At 71.3% G+C, this 15521-nt stretch carries 13 protein-coding genes; 3 read left to right on the top strand and 10 right to left on the bottom strand.

Going from position 1 to position 15521, the window contains the following annotated elements:
• Window positions 1-97: 97 nt before the first annotated feature.
• The 7 genes from gap to AB0L33_RS31280 all read right to left on the bottom strand — a co-directional run bounded on the left by gap (window position 98) and on the right by AB0L33_RS31280 (window position 8001).
• Window positions 98-1108 (bottom strand): type I glyceraldehyde-3-phosphate dehydrogenase, encoded by a 1011-nt coding sequence (gene gap, locus AB0L33_RS31310; RefSeq protein WP_073968324.1) that lies wholly within the window; start codon window positions 1106-1108, stop codon window positions 98-100.
• A gap of 259 nt (window positions 1109-1367) precedes the next feature.
• The gene (gene whiA / locus AB0L33_RS31305) at window positions 1368-2357 is read right to left on the bottom strand and encodes a DNA-binding protein WhiA (RefSeq protein WP_018104603.1); all 990 of its coding nucleotides are present in this window, start codon (window positions 2355-2357) and stop codon (window positions 1368-1370) included.
• The gene (gene yvcK / locus AB0L33_RS31300) at window positions 2348-3382 is read right to left on the bottom strand and encodes a uridine diphosphate-N-acetylglucosamine-binding protein YvcK (protein WP_365686779.1); all 1035 of its coding nucleotides are present in this window, start codon (window positions 3380-3382) and stop codon (window positions 2348-2350) included. Before yvcK ends, whiA begins: the two co-directional genes overlap by 10 nt.
• On the bottom strand, window positions 3379-4344 hold the full coding sequence (gene rapZ, locus AB0L33_RS31295; protein WP_365686777.1) for an RNase adapter RapZ: 966 nt from the start codon (window positions 4342-4344) through the stop codon (window positions 3379-3381). The genes yvcK and rapZ overlap by 4 nt, the downstream gene beginning before the upstream one ends.
• Window positions 4341-6374 (bottom strand): excinuclease ABC subunit UvrC, encoded by a 2034-nt coding sequence (uvrC, locus tag AB0L33_RS31290; protein WP_365686775.1) that lies wholly within the window; start codon window positions 6372-6374, stop codon window positions 4341-4343. The genes rapZ and uvrC overlap by 4 nt, the downstream gene beginning before the upstream one ends.
• 114 nt (window positions 6375-6488) lie before the next feature.
• Window positions 6489-7343 carry a hypothetical protein gene (locus tag AB0L33_RS31285; protein ID WP_365686773.1) on the bottom strand — a complete coding sequence of 285 codons (855 nt, stop codon included), beginning with the start codon at window positions 7341-7343 and terminating at the stop codon, window positions 6489-6491.
• A 4-nt stretch (window positions 7344-7347) separates the two neighbouring features.
• Window positions 7348-8001: a papain-like cysteine protease family protein gene (locus AB0L33_RS31280; protein WP_365686772.1), complete on the bottom strand. Its 654-nt coding sequence runs from the start codon at window positions 7999-8001 to the stop codon at window positions 7348-7350.
• Between the two features lie 227 nt (window positions 8002-8228).
• Here AB0L33_RS31280 and AB0L33_RS31275 point away from each other — a divergent pair, with 227 nt between their 5' ends.
• A complete protein-coding gene (locus AB0L33_RS31275; protein ID WP_365686771.1) occupies window positions 8229-9155 on the top strand; it encodes a hypothetical protein in 927 nt (308 codons plus the stop codon).
• Window positions 9156-9178: 23 nt separating this feature from the next.
• Here the strand turns inward: AB0L33_RS31275 and AB0L33_RS31270 are convergent, their stop codons facing one another.
• Both AB0L33_RS31270 and uvrA read right to left on the bottom strand, forming a co-directional pair.
• The gene (locus AB0L33_RS31270) at window positions 9179-9607 is read right to left on the bottom strand and encodes a Rieske (2Fe-2S) protein (protein WP_365686769.1); all 429 of its coding nucleotides are present in this window, start codon (window positions 9605-9607) and stop codon (window positions 9179-9181) included.
• A gap of 204 nt (window positions 9608-9811) precedes the next feature.
• The gene (gene uvrA, locus AB0L33_RS31265) at window positions 9812-12832 is read right to left on the bottom strand and encodes an excinuclease ABC subunit UvrA (RefSeq protein WP_365686768.1); all 3021 of its coding nucleotides are present in this window, start codon (window positions 12830-12832) and stop codon (window positions 9812-9814) included.
• A gap of 176 nt (window positions 12833-13008) precedes the next feature.
• Between uvrA and AB0L33_RS31260 the strand changes: the two genes are divergently transcribed.
• Both AB0L33_RS31260 and AB0L33_RS31255 read left to right on the top strand, forming a co-directional pair.
• Window positions 13009-13698: a maleylpyruvate isomerase family mycothiol-dependent enzyme gene (locus AB0L33_RS31260; RefSeq protein WP_365686766.1), complete on the top strand. Its 690-nt coding sequence runs from the start codon at window positions 13009-13011 to the stop codon at window positions 13696-13698.
• A 10-nt stretch (window positions 13699-13708) separates the two neighbouring features.
• Window positions 13709-14365 carry an MBL fold metallo-hydrolase gene (locus tag AB0L33_RS31255; RefSeq protein WP_365686764.1) on the top strand — a complete coding sequence of 219 codons (657 nt, stop codon included), beginning with the start codon at window positions 13709-13711 and terminating at the stop codon, window positions 14363-14365.
• A gap of 31 nt (window positions 14366-14396) precedes the next feature.
• Here AB0L33_RS31255 and AB0L33_RS31250 read toward each other — a convergent pair whose 3' ends face one another.
• Window positions 14397-15380 (bottom strand): TerC/Alx family metal homeostasis membrane protein, encoded by a 984-nt coding sequence (locus AB0L33_RS31250; RefSeq protein WP_365686762.1) that lies wholly within the window; start codon window positions 15378-15380, stop codon window positions 14397-14399.
• Between the last annotated feature and the right edge of the window lie 141 nt (window positions 15381-15521).

The following is a 15521-nucleotide window of genomic DNA, read 5'->3' as shown; positions in this document are numbered from 1 at the left end:
TGGAGGACGAGTGAGCATGCGAGGGGGCTCGAACAGCGCAGCGTCGCGCTGTTCGAGCCCCGTGCTCACATCGAGATGCCTGCCGGTGCGGCGGTGCTCAGAGCTGGCCGCCGACGAAGACGGTGAGGTCCACGAGACGGTTGGAGTAGCCCCACTCGTTGTCGTACCAGCCGAGGATCTTCACCGTGTTCCCCTCCTGGACCATCGTCAGGGAGGAGTCGAAGGTGCAGGACGCCGGGTCGCTGACGATGTCCGAGGACACGATCGGGTCCTCGGTGTAGTACAGGATGCCCTTGAGGTCGCCGTCGTCGGCGGCCTTCTTGAACGCGGCGTTGACCTCGTCCTTGGTGACCTCGCGCTGGAGGGTCACGACCAGGTCGGTGGCCGAGCCGGTCGGGACCGGGACGCGCATGGCGATGCCGTCGAGCTTGCCCTTGAGCTGCGGCAGGACCAGGGCGGTCGCCTTGGCGGCGCCCGTCGTGGTCGGGATGATGTTCTCGGCGGCGGCGCGGGCGCGGCGCAGGTCCGAGTGCGGGAAGTCCAGGATGCGCTGGTCGTTGGTGTACGCGTGGACCGTCGTCATGAGGCCCTTGACGATGCCGAAGTTCTCGTCCAGAACCTTGGCCATCGGGGCGACACAGTTGGTCGTGCAGGACGCGTTGGAGATGACGTGGTGGTTGGCCGCGTCGTACTTGTCCTGGTTGACGCCCATCACGATGGTGATGTCCTCGTCCTTGGCCGGAGCCGAGATGAGGACCTTCTTCGCGCCACCGGCGATGTGCTTCTCGGCGTCGGCCTTCTTGGTGAAGATGCCGGTCGACTCGATGACGATGTCGACGCCCAGCTCACCCCAGGGGATGTCGGCCGGGTTGCGCTCGGAGAGCACCTTGATGGTGTGGCCGTCGACGGTGATGGTGTCGGCGGTGTGGCTGACCTCTGCCTTGAGGCGACCCAGGATGGTGTCGTACTTCAGCAGGTGGGCCGTGGTCGCGGTGTCACCCAGGTCGTTGACAGCCACGATCTCGATGTCCGCACCCTGCTCCAGCAGCGCGCGGAAGTAGTTACGACCGATGCGGCCAAAGCCGTTGATGCCTACGCGGATCGTCACGAACCGATCTCCTCGTTAGGTACGCCGGTTTTCGACGCCGGCGAGTTGTATGGGATGTCCCCGACCGCCTCCGACCCTACCTCTCCGGAGCCGCCGGGGTGACATCGAGCGGCGCCGTAAGAACGCGGAAGGCCCGTACTCCCCAGTAGGAATACGGGCCCCCAGGCGCCGCGCGGCAGCCTCCGCGGCGGTTACGCAGCGTCAACGGCCGCGGGTCGGCGGGGCGTTCCCCTCGCGGGGCGCGTACCGCCGGTACGGCTCAGCCGACCAGGCCGTCGGCCAGCTCTTCGCTGAGAGTGGATTCCGTGCCGGGGATGCCCAGGTCCTGGGCGCGCTTGTCGGCCATCGCGAGGAGCCGGCGGATGCGGCCCGCGACCGCGTCCTTGGTCAGCGGCGGGTCGGCGAGGGCGCCCAGCTCCTCCAGGGACGCCTGCTTGTGCTCCATGCGCAGCCGCCCGGCGGCCGCCAGGTGCTCCGGGACCTCCTCGCCCAGGATCTCCAGGGCGCGCCCGACCCGGGCGCCGGCGGCGACCGCGGCCCGGGCGGAGCGGCGCAGGTTCGCGTCGTCGAAGTTGGCGAGGCGGTTGGCGGTGGCCCGGACCTCGCGGCGCATCCGGCGCTCCTCCCAGGCCAGCACCGACTCATGGGCGCCGAGCCGGGTGAGCAGGGCGCCGATCGCGTCGCCGTCGCGGACGACGACCCGGTCCACGCCGCGCACCTCGCGGGCCTTGGCCGCGATGGAGAGCCGGCGGGCGGCGCCGACCAGGGCGAGCGCGGCCTCCGGACCCGGGCAGGTCACCTCCAGCGAGGAGGAGCGGCCCGGCTCGGTGAGCGAGCCGTGCGCCAGGAACGCCCCGCGCCAGGCGGCCTCGGCGTCGCAGGTGGCCCCCGAGACCACCTGCGGGGGGAGGCCGCGGATGGGGCGGCCCCGGCCGTCGACCAGGCCGGTCTGGCGCGCCAGCTGGTCGCCGCCCGCCACCACCCGTACGACGTAGCGCGAGCCGCGCCGCAGCCCGCCGGGGGCCATCACGATGAGCTCCGAGCTGTGCCCGAAGATCTCCAGGATGTCGCGCTTGAGCCGGCGCGCCGCCATCGCGGTGTCCAGCTCCGCCTCGATCACGATCCGGCCGCTCACCAGGTGGAGGCCGCCCGCGAACCGGAGAATCGCCGAGACCTCTGCCTTCCTGCAGCAGGTCCGGGTCACGGGAAGCCGGGAGACTTCGTCCTTCACCGCCGGCGTCATCGCCATGGGCCGATCCTTCCATGCATCCGAAAAATACGGTCGTACGCGGCGGCCAACAGCTCCGGATCATGGATCGGAACGCCGTCGGGTGAGGCCACGGGCGCCAGCTCGACCGCGGCACCGAGCCGTTTGGCTGCGTCGGCGAGGGACTCGCGGTCGGGCACGGCGGCCTCGTCGGCCAGCACCACGTCCAGGGCGAGTTTAGGGGCGTGTCGTCCCAAAACCTCCAAATGACGCTGCGGTGAGAAGCCTTCTGTTTCGCCGGGCTGCGGTGCGAGATTCAACGAGAGGACCTTGCGGGCCTTCGTCTCGATCAGCGCGTCCAGCAGTTCGGGGACGAGCAGGTGCGGGATGACCGAGGAGAACCAGGAGCCCGGGCCGAGGACCACCCAGTCCGCGTCCCGGACGGCGGCGACCGCCTCGGGCACGGCCGGCGGGTCGGCCGGGACCAGGTGCACGGACTGCACCTCGCCCGGGGTGAGGGCGACGGTGGCCTGGCCGCGCACGGTGTCCACGTCCTCCGGGCGGTCCGGGTCGTGGCCCTTGACGAGGGCCTGGAGCTCCAGCGGCACGGCGGACATGGGCAGCACCCGGCCGTGCGCGCCCAGAAGCTTGCCGACCAGGTCCAGGGCCTGGACGTGGTCGCCCAGCTGCTCCCAGAGGGCCACGATCAGCAGATTGCCGACCGCGTGCTCGTGCAGGTCGCCCTTGGACTGGAAGCGGTGCTGGATGACCTGCGCCCAGGTCTGGCCCCACTCGTCGTCGCCGCACAGGGCGGCCAGCGCCTTGCGCAGGTCGCCGGGGGGAAGGACGCCCAGCTCCTCGCGCAGCCGACCGCTGGAGCCGCCGTCGTCGGCGACGGTGACCACGGCGGTCAGGTCGCCGGTGATCCGGCGCAGCGCGGTGAGGGAGGCCGAGAGGCCCCGGCCGCCGCCGAGGGCGACGACCTTGGGCTGGGCGCCGCGCTTGCGCACGGAGAGTGCGGGCGCCGTGCCCCGCAGCCGGCGCAGGCGCAGATTGCGACTGGTCACTCGCGCCCCATGTCCCTGTGTACGAGCACGGTCTCGATCCCCTCCGTGGCGAGCCGGGCCGCCAGCTTCTCGGACATGGCCACCGAGCGGTGCTTGCCGCCCGTGCAGCCCACCGCGATGGTCACATAGCGCTTGCCCTCGCGACGGTAGCCCGCGGCGACGAGCTGGAGCAGTTCGGTGTACTGGTTGAGGAACTCCTTGGCGCCGGGCTGGTCGAAGACGTACGAGGAGACCTCCTCGTTGAGCCCGGTGAAGGGGCGCAGCTCCGGCACCCAGTGCGGATTGGGCAGGAAGCGGCAGTCGACCACCAGGTCGGCGTCGACCGGCAGGCCGTACTTGAAGCCGAAGGACATCACCGTGGCGCGCAGCTCCGGCTCCTCGTCGCCGGCGAACTGGGCGTCCATCTTGGCGCGCAGCTCGTGGACGTTGAGGCTGGAGGTGTCGATCACCAGGTCGGCGTCGCCGCGCAGCTCGCGCAGCAGGTCGCGCTCGGCGGCGATGCCGTCCACGATGCGGCCGTCGCCCTGGAGCGGGTGGGGGCGGCGGACCGACTCGAAGCGGCGGACCAGCGCGTCGTCGGAGGACTCCAGGAAGACCACCCGGCGGGTGACGCCCTTGGCGTCCAGGTCGGCGAGGGATTCGCGCAGGTTGTCGAAGAAGCGGCGGCCCCGCACGTCGACCACGACGGCGATCCGGGCCACGTTGCCCTGCGAGCGGGCGCCGAGCTCCACCATGGTGGGGATCAGCGCGGGCGGCAGGTTGTCCACGACGAACCAGCCGAGGTCCTCCAGACACTTGGCCGCTGTGCTGCGCCCGGCGCCGGACATGCCGGAGATGATCACCAGCTCCGGGATGGCCGCCGCGGCGTCGCCCGTCTCGGTCGGGGTGCCCGTACTCACGTGTGCTGCTCCGTCTGCTCGGTCCGTGCGGTCGTGCACGTGTTCATGTTCGCGCTCGGTCATCTCGTGCTGCCCCCGTCGTCCTCTTCCATGATCTCTCCTGTGGCCGTGTTCACGGCGGGTGCGGCCGGGGCGGCCGCCGCGAGGGCGACGGCCACGGACTCCGCTGTCCTGCGGCCTATCCCGGGAACCTCGCAGATCTCTTCGATTGTCGCCTGCCGCAGCTTCTTGACGGAGCCGAAATGCTTGATCAGGGCCTGTTTCCGGGTGTCCCCGAGGCCGGGGACGGCGTCCAGCGGACTGGCGCGGATGCGCTTGGCCCGCTTGGCGCGCTGATAGGTGATGGCGAAGCGGTGCGCCTCGTCGCGGATGCGCTGGAGGAGATAGAGGCCCTCGCTGGAGCGGGGCAGGACCACCGGGTCGTCGTCATCGGGCAGCCAGACCTCTTCGAGGCGCTTGGCGAGGCCGCAGACCGCGATGTCGTCAATGCCGAGCTCGTCCAGGGCCCGCTTGGCGGCGGCGACCTGCGGCTGCCCGCCGTCCACGACGAGGAGCTGCGGCGGGTAGGCGAACCGCTTGGGGCGGCCGTCGTCCTCGCGGGACTCGTCGGCGGCGGGTGCGGTCCCGTCGGCGGGGCCGGGAGCCGGGACCGGGCCCGTGGCGGCCGGGGTCTCCTCCCACTCCCCCGTGCGCTCCTTCTCCTGGAGGTAGCGGCGGAAGCGGCGGCTGATCACCTCGTGCATCGAGCGGACGTCGTCCTGGCCCTCGAAGCCCTTGATCTGGAAGCGGCGGTACTCCCCCTTGCGGGCGAGGCCGTCCTCGAAGACCACCATGGACGCGACGACGTCGTCGCCCTGGAGGTGGGAGATGTCGAAGCACTCAATGCGCAGCGGGGCGGTGTCCAGGTCCAGGGCTCCGGCGATCTCCTCCAGGGCCCGGGAGCGGGTGGTGAGGTCGGACGCGCGCTTGGTCTTGTGCAGTCCGAGGGCCTGCTGGGCGTTGCGCTGGACGGTGACCATCAGGTCCTTCTTGTCGCCGCGCTGCGGGATGCGCAGGCTGACCTGGGAGCCGCGCCGGTCCGCGAGCCACTGGGAGACCGCCGCCGGGTCCTCGGGCAGGGCGGGGACCAGGACCTCCTTGGGGACGGCGTCGCCGCTCTCCTCCCCGTACAGCTGCTGGAGGGCGTGCTCCACGAGGCCGGAGGTGTCGACGTTCTCCACCTTGTCGGTGACCCAGCCGCGCTGGCCGCGGACCCGGCCGCCGCGCACGTGGAAGATCTGGACGGCGGCCTCCAGCTCGTCCTCGGCGACGGCGATGAGGTCGGCGTCGGTGGCGTCGGCGAGGACGACGGCGCTCTTCTCCATCGCGCGCTTGAGCGCCTCGACGTCGTCGCGCAGCCGTGCGGCCCGCTCGTACTCCATCTCCTCGGCGGCCGCCATCATGTCCTTCTCCAGGCGGCGGATGTACGTGCCGGTGCGGCCGGCCATGAAGTCGCAGAAGTCGTCGGCAAGTTCGCGGTGTTCCTCGGGGGTGACACGGCCGACGCAGGGGGCCGAGCACTTGCCGATGTAGCCGAGGAGGCAGGGGCGGCCGGTCCGGGCCGCGTTCTTGAAGACACCGGCGGAACAGGTGCGGACGGGGAAGACGCGGAGCATCAGGTCGACCGTCTCGCGGATCGCCCAGGCGTGCCCATACGGGCCGAAGTAGCGCACGCCCTTCTTCTTGGCTCCGCGCATCACCTGGACGCGGGGGAACTCCTCGTTGAGCGTGACGGCCAGGTAGGGATAGCTCTTGTCGTCGCGGTACTTGACGTTGAACCGGGGGTCGAACTCCTTGATCCAGGAGTACTCCAGCTGAAGCGCCTCGACCTCGGTGGCGACGACCGTCCACTCCACGGAGGCGGCCGTGGTCACCATCGTGCGCGTGCGCGGGTGGAGGCCGGAGAGGTCCTGGAAGTAGTTGGCCAGGCGCTGGCGCAGGCTCTTGGCCTTCCCGACGTAGATCACCCGGCGGTGTTCGTCGCGGAATTTGTAGACCCCCGGGGAGTCGGGGATCTGTCCCGGCTTGGGGCGGTAGCTGGAGGGGTCTGCCATGCTCCCCACCCTACTTGCGGGCAGTGACAGCGCGGGGTGCCCGGACGGCGCCGCGCCCCGGGACAGGGGTGGGGAGCACCTGTCCCGGAGCGCGGGGTCATGGGGCCTGGCGGGTCACCCGGCCTTGCGGCGGCTCCTGAGGCGCAGGGCGGTGACGCCGCACAGGGCGAGGACGACGACGGCGCCCCCGGCGGCCGCGGTGGAGCCGGCGGTCAGGGCGGTCCCGGTGGTGGTGGCGGAGGCGGCGATGGCGGGGCCGGTCCCCTTCTTCGCCTCGGGCCCGTAGCCGCCGGCCTCGCCCTTGCGGGCGTACGCGGAGCCGGGGAGCTTGTCCGCGTAGGCGGCGTGGACCCGGGTGCGGTAGGCGGAGAGCGTCGTGCCCTGCTTGCCGACCGCCCGCACGGCGTCCCGGTCGAGCGGGAGGACCTTGTTCCCCTTCTGCACGTACCAGGCGTCGATCTGGGGCTCGTGGAAGACCGTGCCGCCGGGCAGCTTGCGGGCACCGGCCGCGGCGTAGCGGGCCTCGTCGTCGCCGGTGGCGATGTTCACCACCCGCATCCCGCCGTCCTTGCCGGGTTCCGGGAGCGTCCAGAGCGACGCCTTCTGCCCGTCCGAGGAGACGGCGGTGCTGGCCAGGTAGTCGAGGGAGGCGACGGGAGCGCCCGGCTCGCCCGCGACGAACGCGGCGGACAGGGTGCGCACGGGCACCGCCTCGCCCTGGATCCGGGGTGCGGCGGCCTTCTCGGTGACGGCGCCCTCGCGGGCGAAGAACCGGGACAGGGTGTCGAGGGTGGTGGCGTCGGTGGCCGCCTCGTGGGCCGCGGCCAGGGCGGCGGGGCCGGCCTGGGGGCCGTCGGCGGCCGCGGCCTGCGGGGCGGCGGTGAGGAGGGCCGTGCCGGCGAGGACACCGGCGGCGGCGAGGGCGGCCGCGAGGGTGCGGCGGACGGGCCGGGGGCTGGTGGTGGTCATGGCGTCACGCCCCGATCCGGTAGAGCGAGTGGGTCCAGGAGAACTCGCTGTTGTTCACGTACCAGGCGTGCGACGCCCAGTTGTAGCGGTTGCTGGAGGGCCAGGGGTCGCCCCAGTAGACGAGGCTGTTGGCGTCGTCGTAGCCGTAGAGGACGTGCATGTGGCCGCCGCCCGACGACCACTGGATGCGGGTCTCGACCGGGCGTCCGGCGGCTATCTCGGTCTGCACGGTGGGGTAGCGCAGCCAGCCGCTGACGTACGAGCCGGGGTTGATGCCCGCCCAGTACAGGGCGTTCTGCACGTTGTCGAGGGCGGCCTGCGAGTTGGGGCACTCGTAGCCCTGGGCGCGGCCGAAGGCCGCGTTGCAGAACTGGTTCTGGCTGTAATTGCGGCCGTACCAGGTGGCGATGGTGTTGCCGGACGCGGCCCAGCACCAGTTGGTCTTCTGCTGGGCCTGCATCGTGATGTTCAGCCGCCTGGTGGCGGCGAGGGCGGCCGTCGGGGCGGACGCGGTCCGGTCGGCGGCGATCCGGGCGGTCGCGGTGGCGGTGCGGTGCTGGTCGGCGGCGGTGGCGGTCGCCGTGGGGACGGCGAGCAGCAGGGCGGCCAGCAGGGCTGTCACCGACAGCCGGGCCGGCCTGGGACCTGGGTTGCGCATGGCGTTCCTCCCGGGGCGGGGGGTGGGGGTTGTGAGGAGCGCGTCCGGACGCTGTGGAGGAGCATCAACCGTTGTCGGGGACGGGTCAACACGCTTGAATGCGGGTGAACACCGCGGTGTGAACGCCCGGGGCCGAGGTGTGAACGCGCGCCCCCGACCACCTGCGGACCGGCACCCGTCGGCGCGGCCCCGTGCCCGGCCGGCGTGAACGTTCACCTGGAGGACCCATGCGGCACACCGAGGCCGAACTGGCGCAGGTGCTGCACACCGGACCGTTCCACCTGGCCCTGCGCACGGCGCTGTCGGTGCGCGGGCTGCCGCTCCAGCGGGTCCGGCACCATCTGGCGCACAGGGGGATCAAGCTCGGCGTGACCAGCCTGAGTTACTGGCAGCAGGGCGCCCGCCGCCCGCAGCGTCCGGAGTCGCTGCGCGCCGTGAAGGCCCTGGAGGAGGTCCTCGCCCTGCCGGCGAACTCGCTCCTCGGCCTCCTGGACGCCGAGGAGCCCCGCCCGGACACGGAGCGCCCGCCCGCGCGCACGTACCGCTCACTGGTGGAGACGTCCGGGGCCGTGGAGCGGCTGCTCGCGGAGCTGGAGTCACCCGCGGACGGCGGGCTGCACACGGTGGGCCACCAGGAACGGGTACGGATCGGCCCGGGGCGCGAGATGCTGCGGCGGACCTCCCAGCACGTGGTGCGCGCCCACCGGGACGGCATCGACCGCTATCTCGCGGTGTACGTGGGGGACCCTGGATGCGATCCGGCGCGGGTGACGGTCCGCGCCCGGGAGAACTGCCGGACGGGCCGGGTCCGCTGGGACCGGGAGACGGGGGTGCTGGTCGCCGAGCTGCTGTTCGACACCCGGTTGCGGGCGGGCGACACGTACCTCTTCGGCTACGGCTTCGAGGACGGCACGGGCGGGCCGTGCGGCGAGTACATGCGCGGCTTCACCTTCGGCGGCGGGCAGTACGTGCTCCAGGTCGGCTTCGCGGAGGAGGCGCTGCCGGTACGGTGCCGGAGCTTCGCCCAGGCGTCGGCCGGTGCGCCCCGGGGAGCGCGGGCGGAGCTCACGCTGACCGGCCGGCACCGGACCGTGCATCTGGTGGAGCAGGGGGTCCGGCCGGGGCTGGTGGGGATCGACTGGGACTGGGAGTAGGGCGGCCGCGGGGGCCGGGTGGTTCAGGCGTCGGGGCCCGCGATCAGCTTTCCGCCCTCGACGCGGACCGGAACGGCGGGCAGCGGCACGGTCGCGGGGCCCTGGACGGCCTTGCCGGTCGTGGTGTCGAAGCGGCTGCCGTGGCAGGGGCAGTGGCCCTCGTTCTTCTCGACCTTGTCCAGCAGGCAGCCGGCGTGGGTGCACTGGGCGCTGAACGCCTTGAACTCCCCCTTGGCCGGGCAGGTGACGACGACGCGCTGGTCGCGGTAGAGCTTGGACTCGCCGACGGGGATCTCGTCGGGCGTGCCGAGCTCGACGGGGGCGGTGGGGGTCGGCGTCTGGGCGTGGCCGAGCTTCGAGTCGGTCGAGCAGGCGGCGGCTCCCAGCCCGGCGACGCCCGCGAGAGCGGCGCCCTTCAGCACGGTGCGGCGGGCGGCGGGCTGGCCGGACATGCGGTCTCCACGGGTCGGGCGGTCAGATCGGGGAACCGTGCCGGGGCTGCCCGGGGCGGCCGCGGCATCGGTGACGTAACCGACGATACCGGCGGAGACGGACGCTCCCGCGCGGGGGCCGGTCGTGGCTCGTCGGGGCGGGGAACGCGACGAGGTGGCGGCCCCCGCGGAGGGGCCGCCACCTCGTACGGCAGGTCGCCGGCGTCAGGCCTTGCGGGCCCGGGCCGTCTTCTTGGCGGCGGGCTTCTTGGCGGCAGCCTTCGTCGCCGTCTTGGCCGTCGCGGTCCTGGCCGACGCCGTCTTCTTCGCGGCCGGGGCGGACTTCGCGGCCTTCCTCCCGGCGGGCTTGCGCGCTGCCGGGACGGCGGCCTCGCTGACCCGGTCGGCGTCCAGGATGTCCTGGAGGAACTTCCCGGTGTGGCTGGCGGGGACGCCCGCGACGTACTCCGGGGTGCCCTCGGCGATGACCAGACCGCCGCCGCTGCCGCCCTCGGGGCCCATGTCCACGACCCAGTCGGCGGTCTTGATGACGTCGAGGTTGTGCTCGATGACGATCACCGAGTTCCCCTTGTCGACCAGGCCGGAGAGCACCTTGATCAGCTTGGAGATGTCCTCGAAGTGCAGACCGGTGGTCGGCTCGTCCAGGACGTAGACCGTGCGGCCGGTGGAGCGCTTCTGGAGCTCGCTGGCGAGCTTGACCCGCTGCGCCTCACCGCCGGAGAGCGTCGGCGCGGACTGGCCGAGCCGGACGTAACCGAGACCGACCTCGTTGAGCGTGCGCAGATGACGGGCGATCGTGGGGACGGCCTCGAAGAACTCCAGGCCCTCCTCGATCGGCATGTCCAGCACTTCGGCGATGGACTTGCCCTTGTAGTGGACCTCCAGGGTCTCCCGGTTGTAGCGCGCTCCGTGGCAGACCTCGCACGGGACGTACACGTCGGGCAGGAAGTTCATCTCGATCTTGATCGTGCCGTCGCCGGAGCAGTTCTCGCAGCGCCCGCCCTTGACGTTGAAGGAGAACCGGCCCGGCAGATAGCCGCGGACCTTGGCCTCCATCGTCTCCGCGAACAGCTTGCGGACGTGGTCGAAGACGCCGGTATACGTGGCCGGGTTGGACCGGGGCGTACGGCCGATGGGCGACTGGTCGACGTGCACCACCTTGTCGACCAGGTCGTCCCCGTCGACCCGGGTGTGCCGGCCGGGCACGGACTTGGCGCCGTTCAGCTCGCGGGCCAGGTGGGTGTAGAGGATGTCGTTGACCAGCGTCGACTTGCCGGAGCCCGAGACGCCGGTGACGGCGGTCAGCACGCCGAGCGGGAAGGAGACGTCGATGTCCCGGAGGTTGTTCTCCCGGGCGCCGTGCACCGTGAGCAGCCGCGAGGGGTCCACGGGCCGCCGCACGTCGGGCACGGGAATCGACTTCTTGCCGGTCAGATACTGCCCGGTGACCGACTTGTCGTTGGCCAGGAGCTCCTTGAGGGAGCCGGAGTGGACGACCTTGCCGCCGTGCTCGCCCGCGCCGGGGCCGATGTCGACCACCCAGTCGGCGACCTTGATGGTGTCCTCGTCGTGCTCCACGACGATGAGCGTGTTGCCCATGTCGCGGAGGCGGACCAGGGTCTCGATCAGCCGGTGGTTGTCGCGCTGGTGCAGGCCGATGGAGGGCTCGTCCAGCACGTAGAGCACGCCGACCAGGCCGGAGCCGATCTGCGTGGCGAGCCGGATGCGCTGGGCCTCGCCGCCGGACAGGGTGCCCGCGGCGCGGTTCAGCGAGAGGTAGTCCAGGCCGACGTCGACGAGGAACCTCAGCCGCTCGTTGACCTCCTTGAGGACCCGCTCGGCGATCTTCTTGTCGCGGGCGTTCAGCTTGAGGCGGCCGAGGAATTCGGCGCACTCGCTGATGGACATCGCGGAGACCTCGGCGATGGACTTCTCCATCACCGTGACCGCGAGGACGATCGGCTTCAGCCGGGTGCCCTCACAGGTCGGGCAGGGGACCTCGCGCATGTACCCCTCGAAGCGCTCCCGGCTGGAATCGCTCTCGGCCTCGGAGTGCCGCCGCTTGACGAACTGGACGGCGCCCTCGAAGGACGGGGTGGTGTAGGCGCGCTCGCGCCCGTACCGGTTGCGGTAGCGGACCTCGGTCTGGATCTTGTGGCCGTGCAGCAGGGCCTTCTTGGCGCGCTGCGGCAGTCCGGCCCAGGGGATGTCCGTACGGAAGCCGAGGGCTTCGGCCAGTGCGTTGATCTGGCGGCCGAAGTACTCCTTGGTGTGGCCGTGGGACCAGGGGTGGATGGCGCCCTCGTCCAGGGACTTCTCCTCGTCCGGGACGATCAGCTCCGGGTCGACCTCCATGCGCGTACCGATGCCGGTGCAGTCGGGGCAGGCGCCGAACGGGGAGTTGAAGGAGAAGGAGCGCGGCTCCAGCTCCTCGAAGGAGAGGTCGTCGTACGGGCAGTAGAGGTGCTCCGAGTACATCCGCTCGCGCTCGGGGTCGTCCTCGGGGAGGTCCACGAAGTCGAGCACGACCATGCCGCCGGAGAGGCCGAGCGCGGTCTCGACGGAGTCCGTCAGCCGGCGCTTGGCGCTGTCCTTCACGGTGAGGCGGTCGATGACGACCTCGATGGTGTGCTTCTCCTGCTTCTTGAGCGTGGGGGGCTCGGAGAGCTGGATCGTGGCGCCGTCCACCCGGGCACGGCTGTAGCCCTTGGTCTGGAGGTCGGAGAACAGGTCCACGAATTCGCCCTTGCGCTCGCGCACCAGCGGCGAGAGCACCTGGAAGCGGCTGCCCTCCGGCAGGCCGAGGACCTTGTCCACGATGGCCTGCGGCGACTGGCGGGAGATGGGGCGGTGGCACTCGGGGCAGTGCGGCTTGCCGATCCGGGCGAAGAGCAGCCGGAGGTAGTCGTAGACCTCGGTGATGGTGCCGACCGTCGAGCGCGGGTTGCGCGAGGTCGACTTCTGGTCGATGGAGACGGCGGGCGACAGGCCCTCGATGAAGTCGACGTCCGGCTTGTCCATCTGGCCGAGGAACTGCCGGGCGTACGAGGAGAGCGACTCCACGTAGCGCCGCTGGCCCTCGGCGAAGATCGTGTCGAACGCGAGCGACGACTTGCCCGACCCGGAGAGCCCGGTGAAGACGATGAGGGAGTCGCGGGGGAGGTCGAGCGAGACGTTCTTGAGGTTGTGCTCGCGAGCGCCACGGACGATGAGACGGTCGGCCACGCCGGTCCGCACCTTTCTAGAGAGAAGCGGGGGAACTGAGCCCCTGGCCCAGGGTATGGGGGGCGCCACAGCGGTGTACGAAGCTTTCGACTTCGAGCGTATAGCACGCACATTCGAATTGCGGACGGCTGAGAACTCCTTCACCCGAACGAGTGGCCGAGGCTAGGCTCGGCCCCATGACTGATCATGCGCACGACCTGGCAGCACTCCGGGAAGCGACGGATCGGCTGCTCGGAGCCACCGGAAAACTGGACGACGCGGCACTGGCCGAACCGTCACGCCTGCCGGGCTGGAGCCGCGGTCATGTCATCGCGCACCTCTCCCGTAACGCCGACGCGCTCGCGAATGTTCTCCACGGCCTGCCGATGTACGCAGACAGCGAAACCCGCGACCGGGACATCGAGCGGGACGCCCCCCGGCCCCAGGCGCAGCAGCTGGCCGACCTGGCGGCGAGCGCGGCCCGTTTCGTGGCGGCCGCGGCCGAGCCCGCGGACTGGTCGCGCACGGTGACCCTGCGCAACGGCGTGACGGACTCCGCGGCCGGCGTGCTCTTCCGGCGCCGCGCCGAGGTGGAGCTGCACCACGTCGACCTGGGCGTCGGCTACGAGCTGGAGGACCTGCCGGACGAGTTCGTCGCGCGGGAGATCGGTTTCCTGGCCGAGCGGTTCGCCGGGCACCCGGAGGTCGTGCCGACGTCGCTCGCCGACGACACCGGGCGGGTGTGGACGACCGGCGGCGGAGCGGAGGGCGGGCCGGTCGCGGTCCGGGGCACGGCCGCCGGGCTGGTGGGCTGGCTCAGCGGGCGGCGCGACGGCGCGGCGCTGACGGCCGAAGGCGGCAGGCTCCCGGCGCTGCCCCCGCTATAGGCTGAGGTACATGACGTACAGCGGAGCGGTCAGGGTCGGCGGGCCCGCCGATGTGCACGAGCTGACGGATCTGATGATCTCGAAGGTCGCCGTCGGCCCGATGGACAACAACGCCTATCTGCTGCGCTGCCGGGCCACCGGCGAGCAGCTGCTGATCGACGCGGCCGACGAGGCCGGGACGCTGCTGCGGCTGATCGGTGACGACTCGATCCTCTCCGTCGTCACCACCCACCGGCACCGCGACCACTGGCGGGCGCTGGGCGAGGTGGTCGCGGCGACCGGGGCGCGCACCTACGCGGGGCGGTTCGACGCCGAGGGCATCGAGGTGCCGACCGAGGTCCTGGTCGAGGACGGCGACACGATCCGGGTGGGCGAGGTGGCGCTCACCGCCCGCCATCTGACCGGTCACACCCCGGGCTCGATCACGCTCCTGTACGACGACCCGCACGGGGCGCCGCATCTGTTCACCGGGGACTGCCTCTTCCCCGGCGGTGTCGGCAACACGCGGAAGGACCCCGAGGCGTTCGCGAGCCTGCTGCACGACGTGGAGACCAAGCTCTTCGCGCCGCTGCCGGACGAGACCTGGGTCTACCCGGGCCACGGGCGCGACACCACGCTGGGGGACGAACGGCCCCACCTGCCCGAGTGGCGCGCCCGGGGCTGGTGAGGCGGGGCCGTCCGTCCCCGCACCGCCGCCGCTAGACGCGGTCCCCGGTCTTCGCCTCGCGGGCCTCGGCCTCGGCCTTCTTCCTGTTGGCCATGAGGCTGGTGATCGTGGTGATGATCAGCACCCCGCAGATCACGCCGAGCGAGACCGGGATGGAGATCTCGGGGACGTGCACCCCGGACTCGTGCAGTGCGTGCAGCACCAGCTTGACGCCGATGAAGCCCAGGATCACCGACAGCCCGTAGCTGAGGTGGACCAGCTTCTCCAGCAGACCGCCGATCAGGAAGTACAGCTGGCGCAGGCCCATCAGGGCGAAGGCGTTGGCGGTGAAGACGATGTACGGGTCCTGGGTGAGGCCGAAGATCGCGGGGATGGAGTCCAGAGCGAACAGCACGTCGGTGGTGCCGATGGCGAGCATGACGACCATCAGCGGGGTCATGACGCGCTTGCCGTTGTTGCGGATGAAGAGCTTGGTGCCGTGGTACCGGTCGGCGACGCCGAAGCGGCGCTCGATGCTCTTCAGGAGCCGGTTCTCCTCGAACTCCTCGTCCTCGTCGTCGGCCCGCGCCTCCTGGATGAGCTTCCAGGCGGTGTAGATCAGGAACGCGCCGAAGATGTAGAAGATCCACGAGAAGTTGGCGATGACCGCGGCTCCGGCGGCGATGAAGGCCGCCCGCAGCACCAGGGCGATCAGCACGCCGATCAGCAGCACCCGCTGCTGGAGGTGGGAGGGCACCGAGAACTTCGCCATGATCAGCACGAAGACGAAGAGGTTGTCGACGCTGAGCGACTTCTCGGTGATGTAACCGGCGAAGAACTCGCCCGATGCCTGGGTCTCGCCGAAGACGAGCAGCCCGAGGCCGAAGAGGGCGGCCAGCACGATCCAGACGATCGTCCAGATCCCTGCTTCCTTGGTCGAGACGTCATGGGGCTTGCGCCCGATGAAGAAGTCGACGGCGATGAGGGCGCACAGACCAAAGATGGTCAGCGCCCAGAGGGTCCATGAAACGTCCACTGCGCCTCCGGCAGTTCGCTACGGGCTACTGATCAGCGTCGTCGCTGCCGGAGGTCTCTTCCACCCGGGCGCGCGGGCTGCGCGCCGAGGCCGGCGCCCCGGGACCGGTCACAGTCCGTACTGACGGGAACGCCGCGTATG

The organism is Streptomyces sp. NPDC052299, assembly GCF_040679335.1.
GTDB lineage: Bacteria > Actinomycetota > Actinomycetes > Streptomycetales > Streptomycetaceae > Streptomyces.
The sequence above is the reverse complement of the archived record's forward strand: the minus strand, read 5'-3'. Positions and strand labels throughout refer to the sequence as shown.

What these genes read in the sequence shown, in the direction of transcription:
- AB0L33_RS31260 (WP_365686766.1), top strand. Translation starts at nt 13,009, where the DNA reads ATGACTGATCATGCGCACGACCTGGCAGCACTCCGGGAAGCGACGGAT.
- whiA (WP_018104603.1), bottom strand. Translation starts at nt 2,357, where the DNA reads ATGGCGATGACGCCGGCGGTGAAGGACGAAGTCTCCCGGCTTCCCGTG.
- AB0L33_RS31275 (WP_365686771.1), top strand. Translation starts at nt 8,229, where the DNA reads ATGCGGCACACCGAGGCCGAACTGGCGCAGGTGCTGCACACCGGACCG.
- uvrC (WP_365686775.1), bottom strand. Translation starts at nt 6,374, where the DNA reads ATGGCAGACCCCTCCAGCTACCGCCCCAAGCCGGGACAGATCCCCGAC.
- AB0L33_RS31255 (WP_365686764.1), top strand. Translation starts at nt 13,709, where the DNA reads ATGACGTACAGCGGAGCGGTCAGGGTCGGCGGGCCCGCCGATGTGCAC.
- AB0L33_RS31285 (WP_365686773.1), bottom strand. Translation starts at nt 7,343, where the DNA reads ATGACCACCACCAGCCCCCGGCCCGTCCGCCGCACCCTCGCGGCCGCC.
- AB0L33_RS31270 (WP_365686769.1), bottom strand. Translation starts at nt 9,607, where the DNA reads ATGTCCGGCCAGCCCGCCGCCCGCCGCACCGTGCTGAAGGGCGCCGCT.
- AB0L33_RS31280 (WP_365686772.1), bottom strand. Translation starts at nt 8,001, where the DNA reads ATGCGCAACCCAGGTCCCAGGCCGGCCCGGCTGTCGGTGACAGCCCTG.
- rapZ (WP_365686777.1), bottom strand. Translation starts at nt 4,344, where the DNA reads ATGACCGAGCGCGAACATGAACACGTGCACGACCGCACGGACCGAGCA.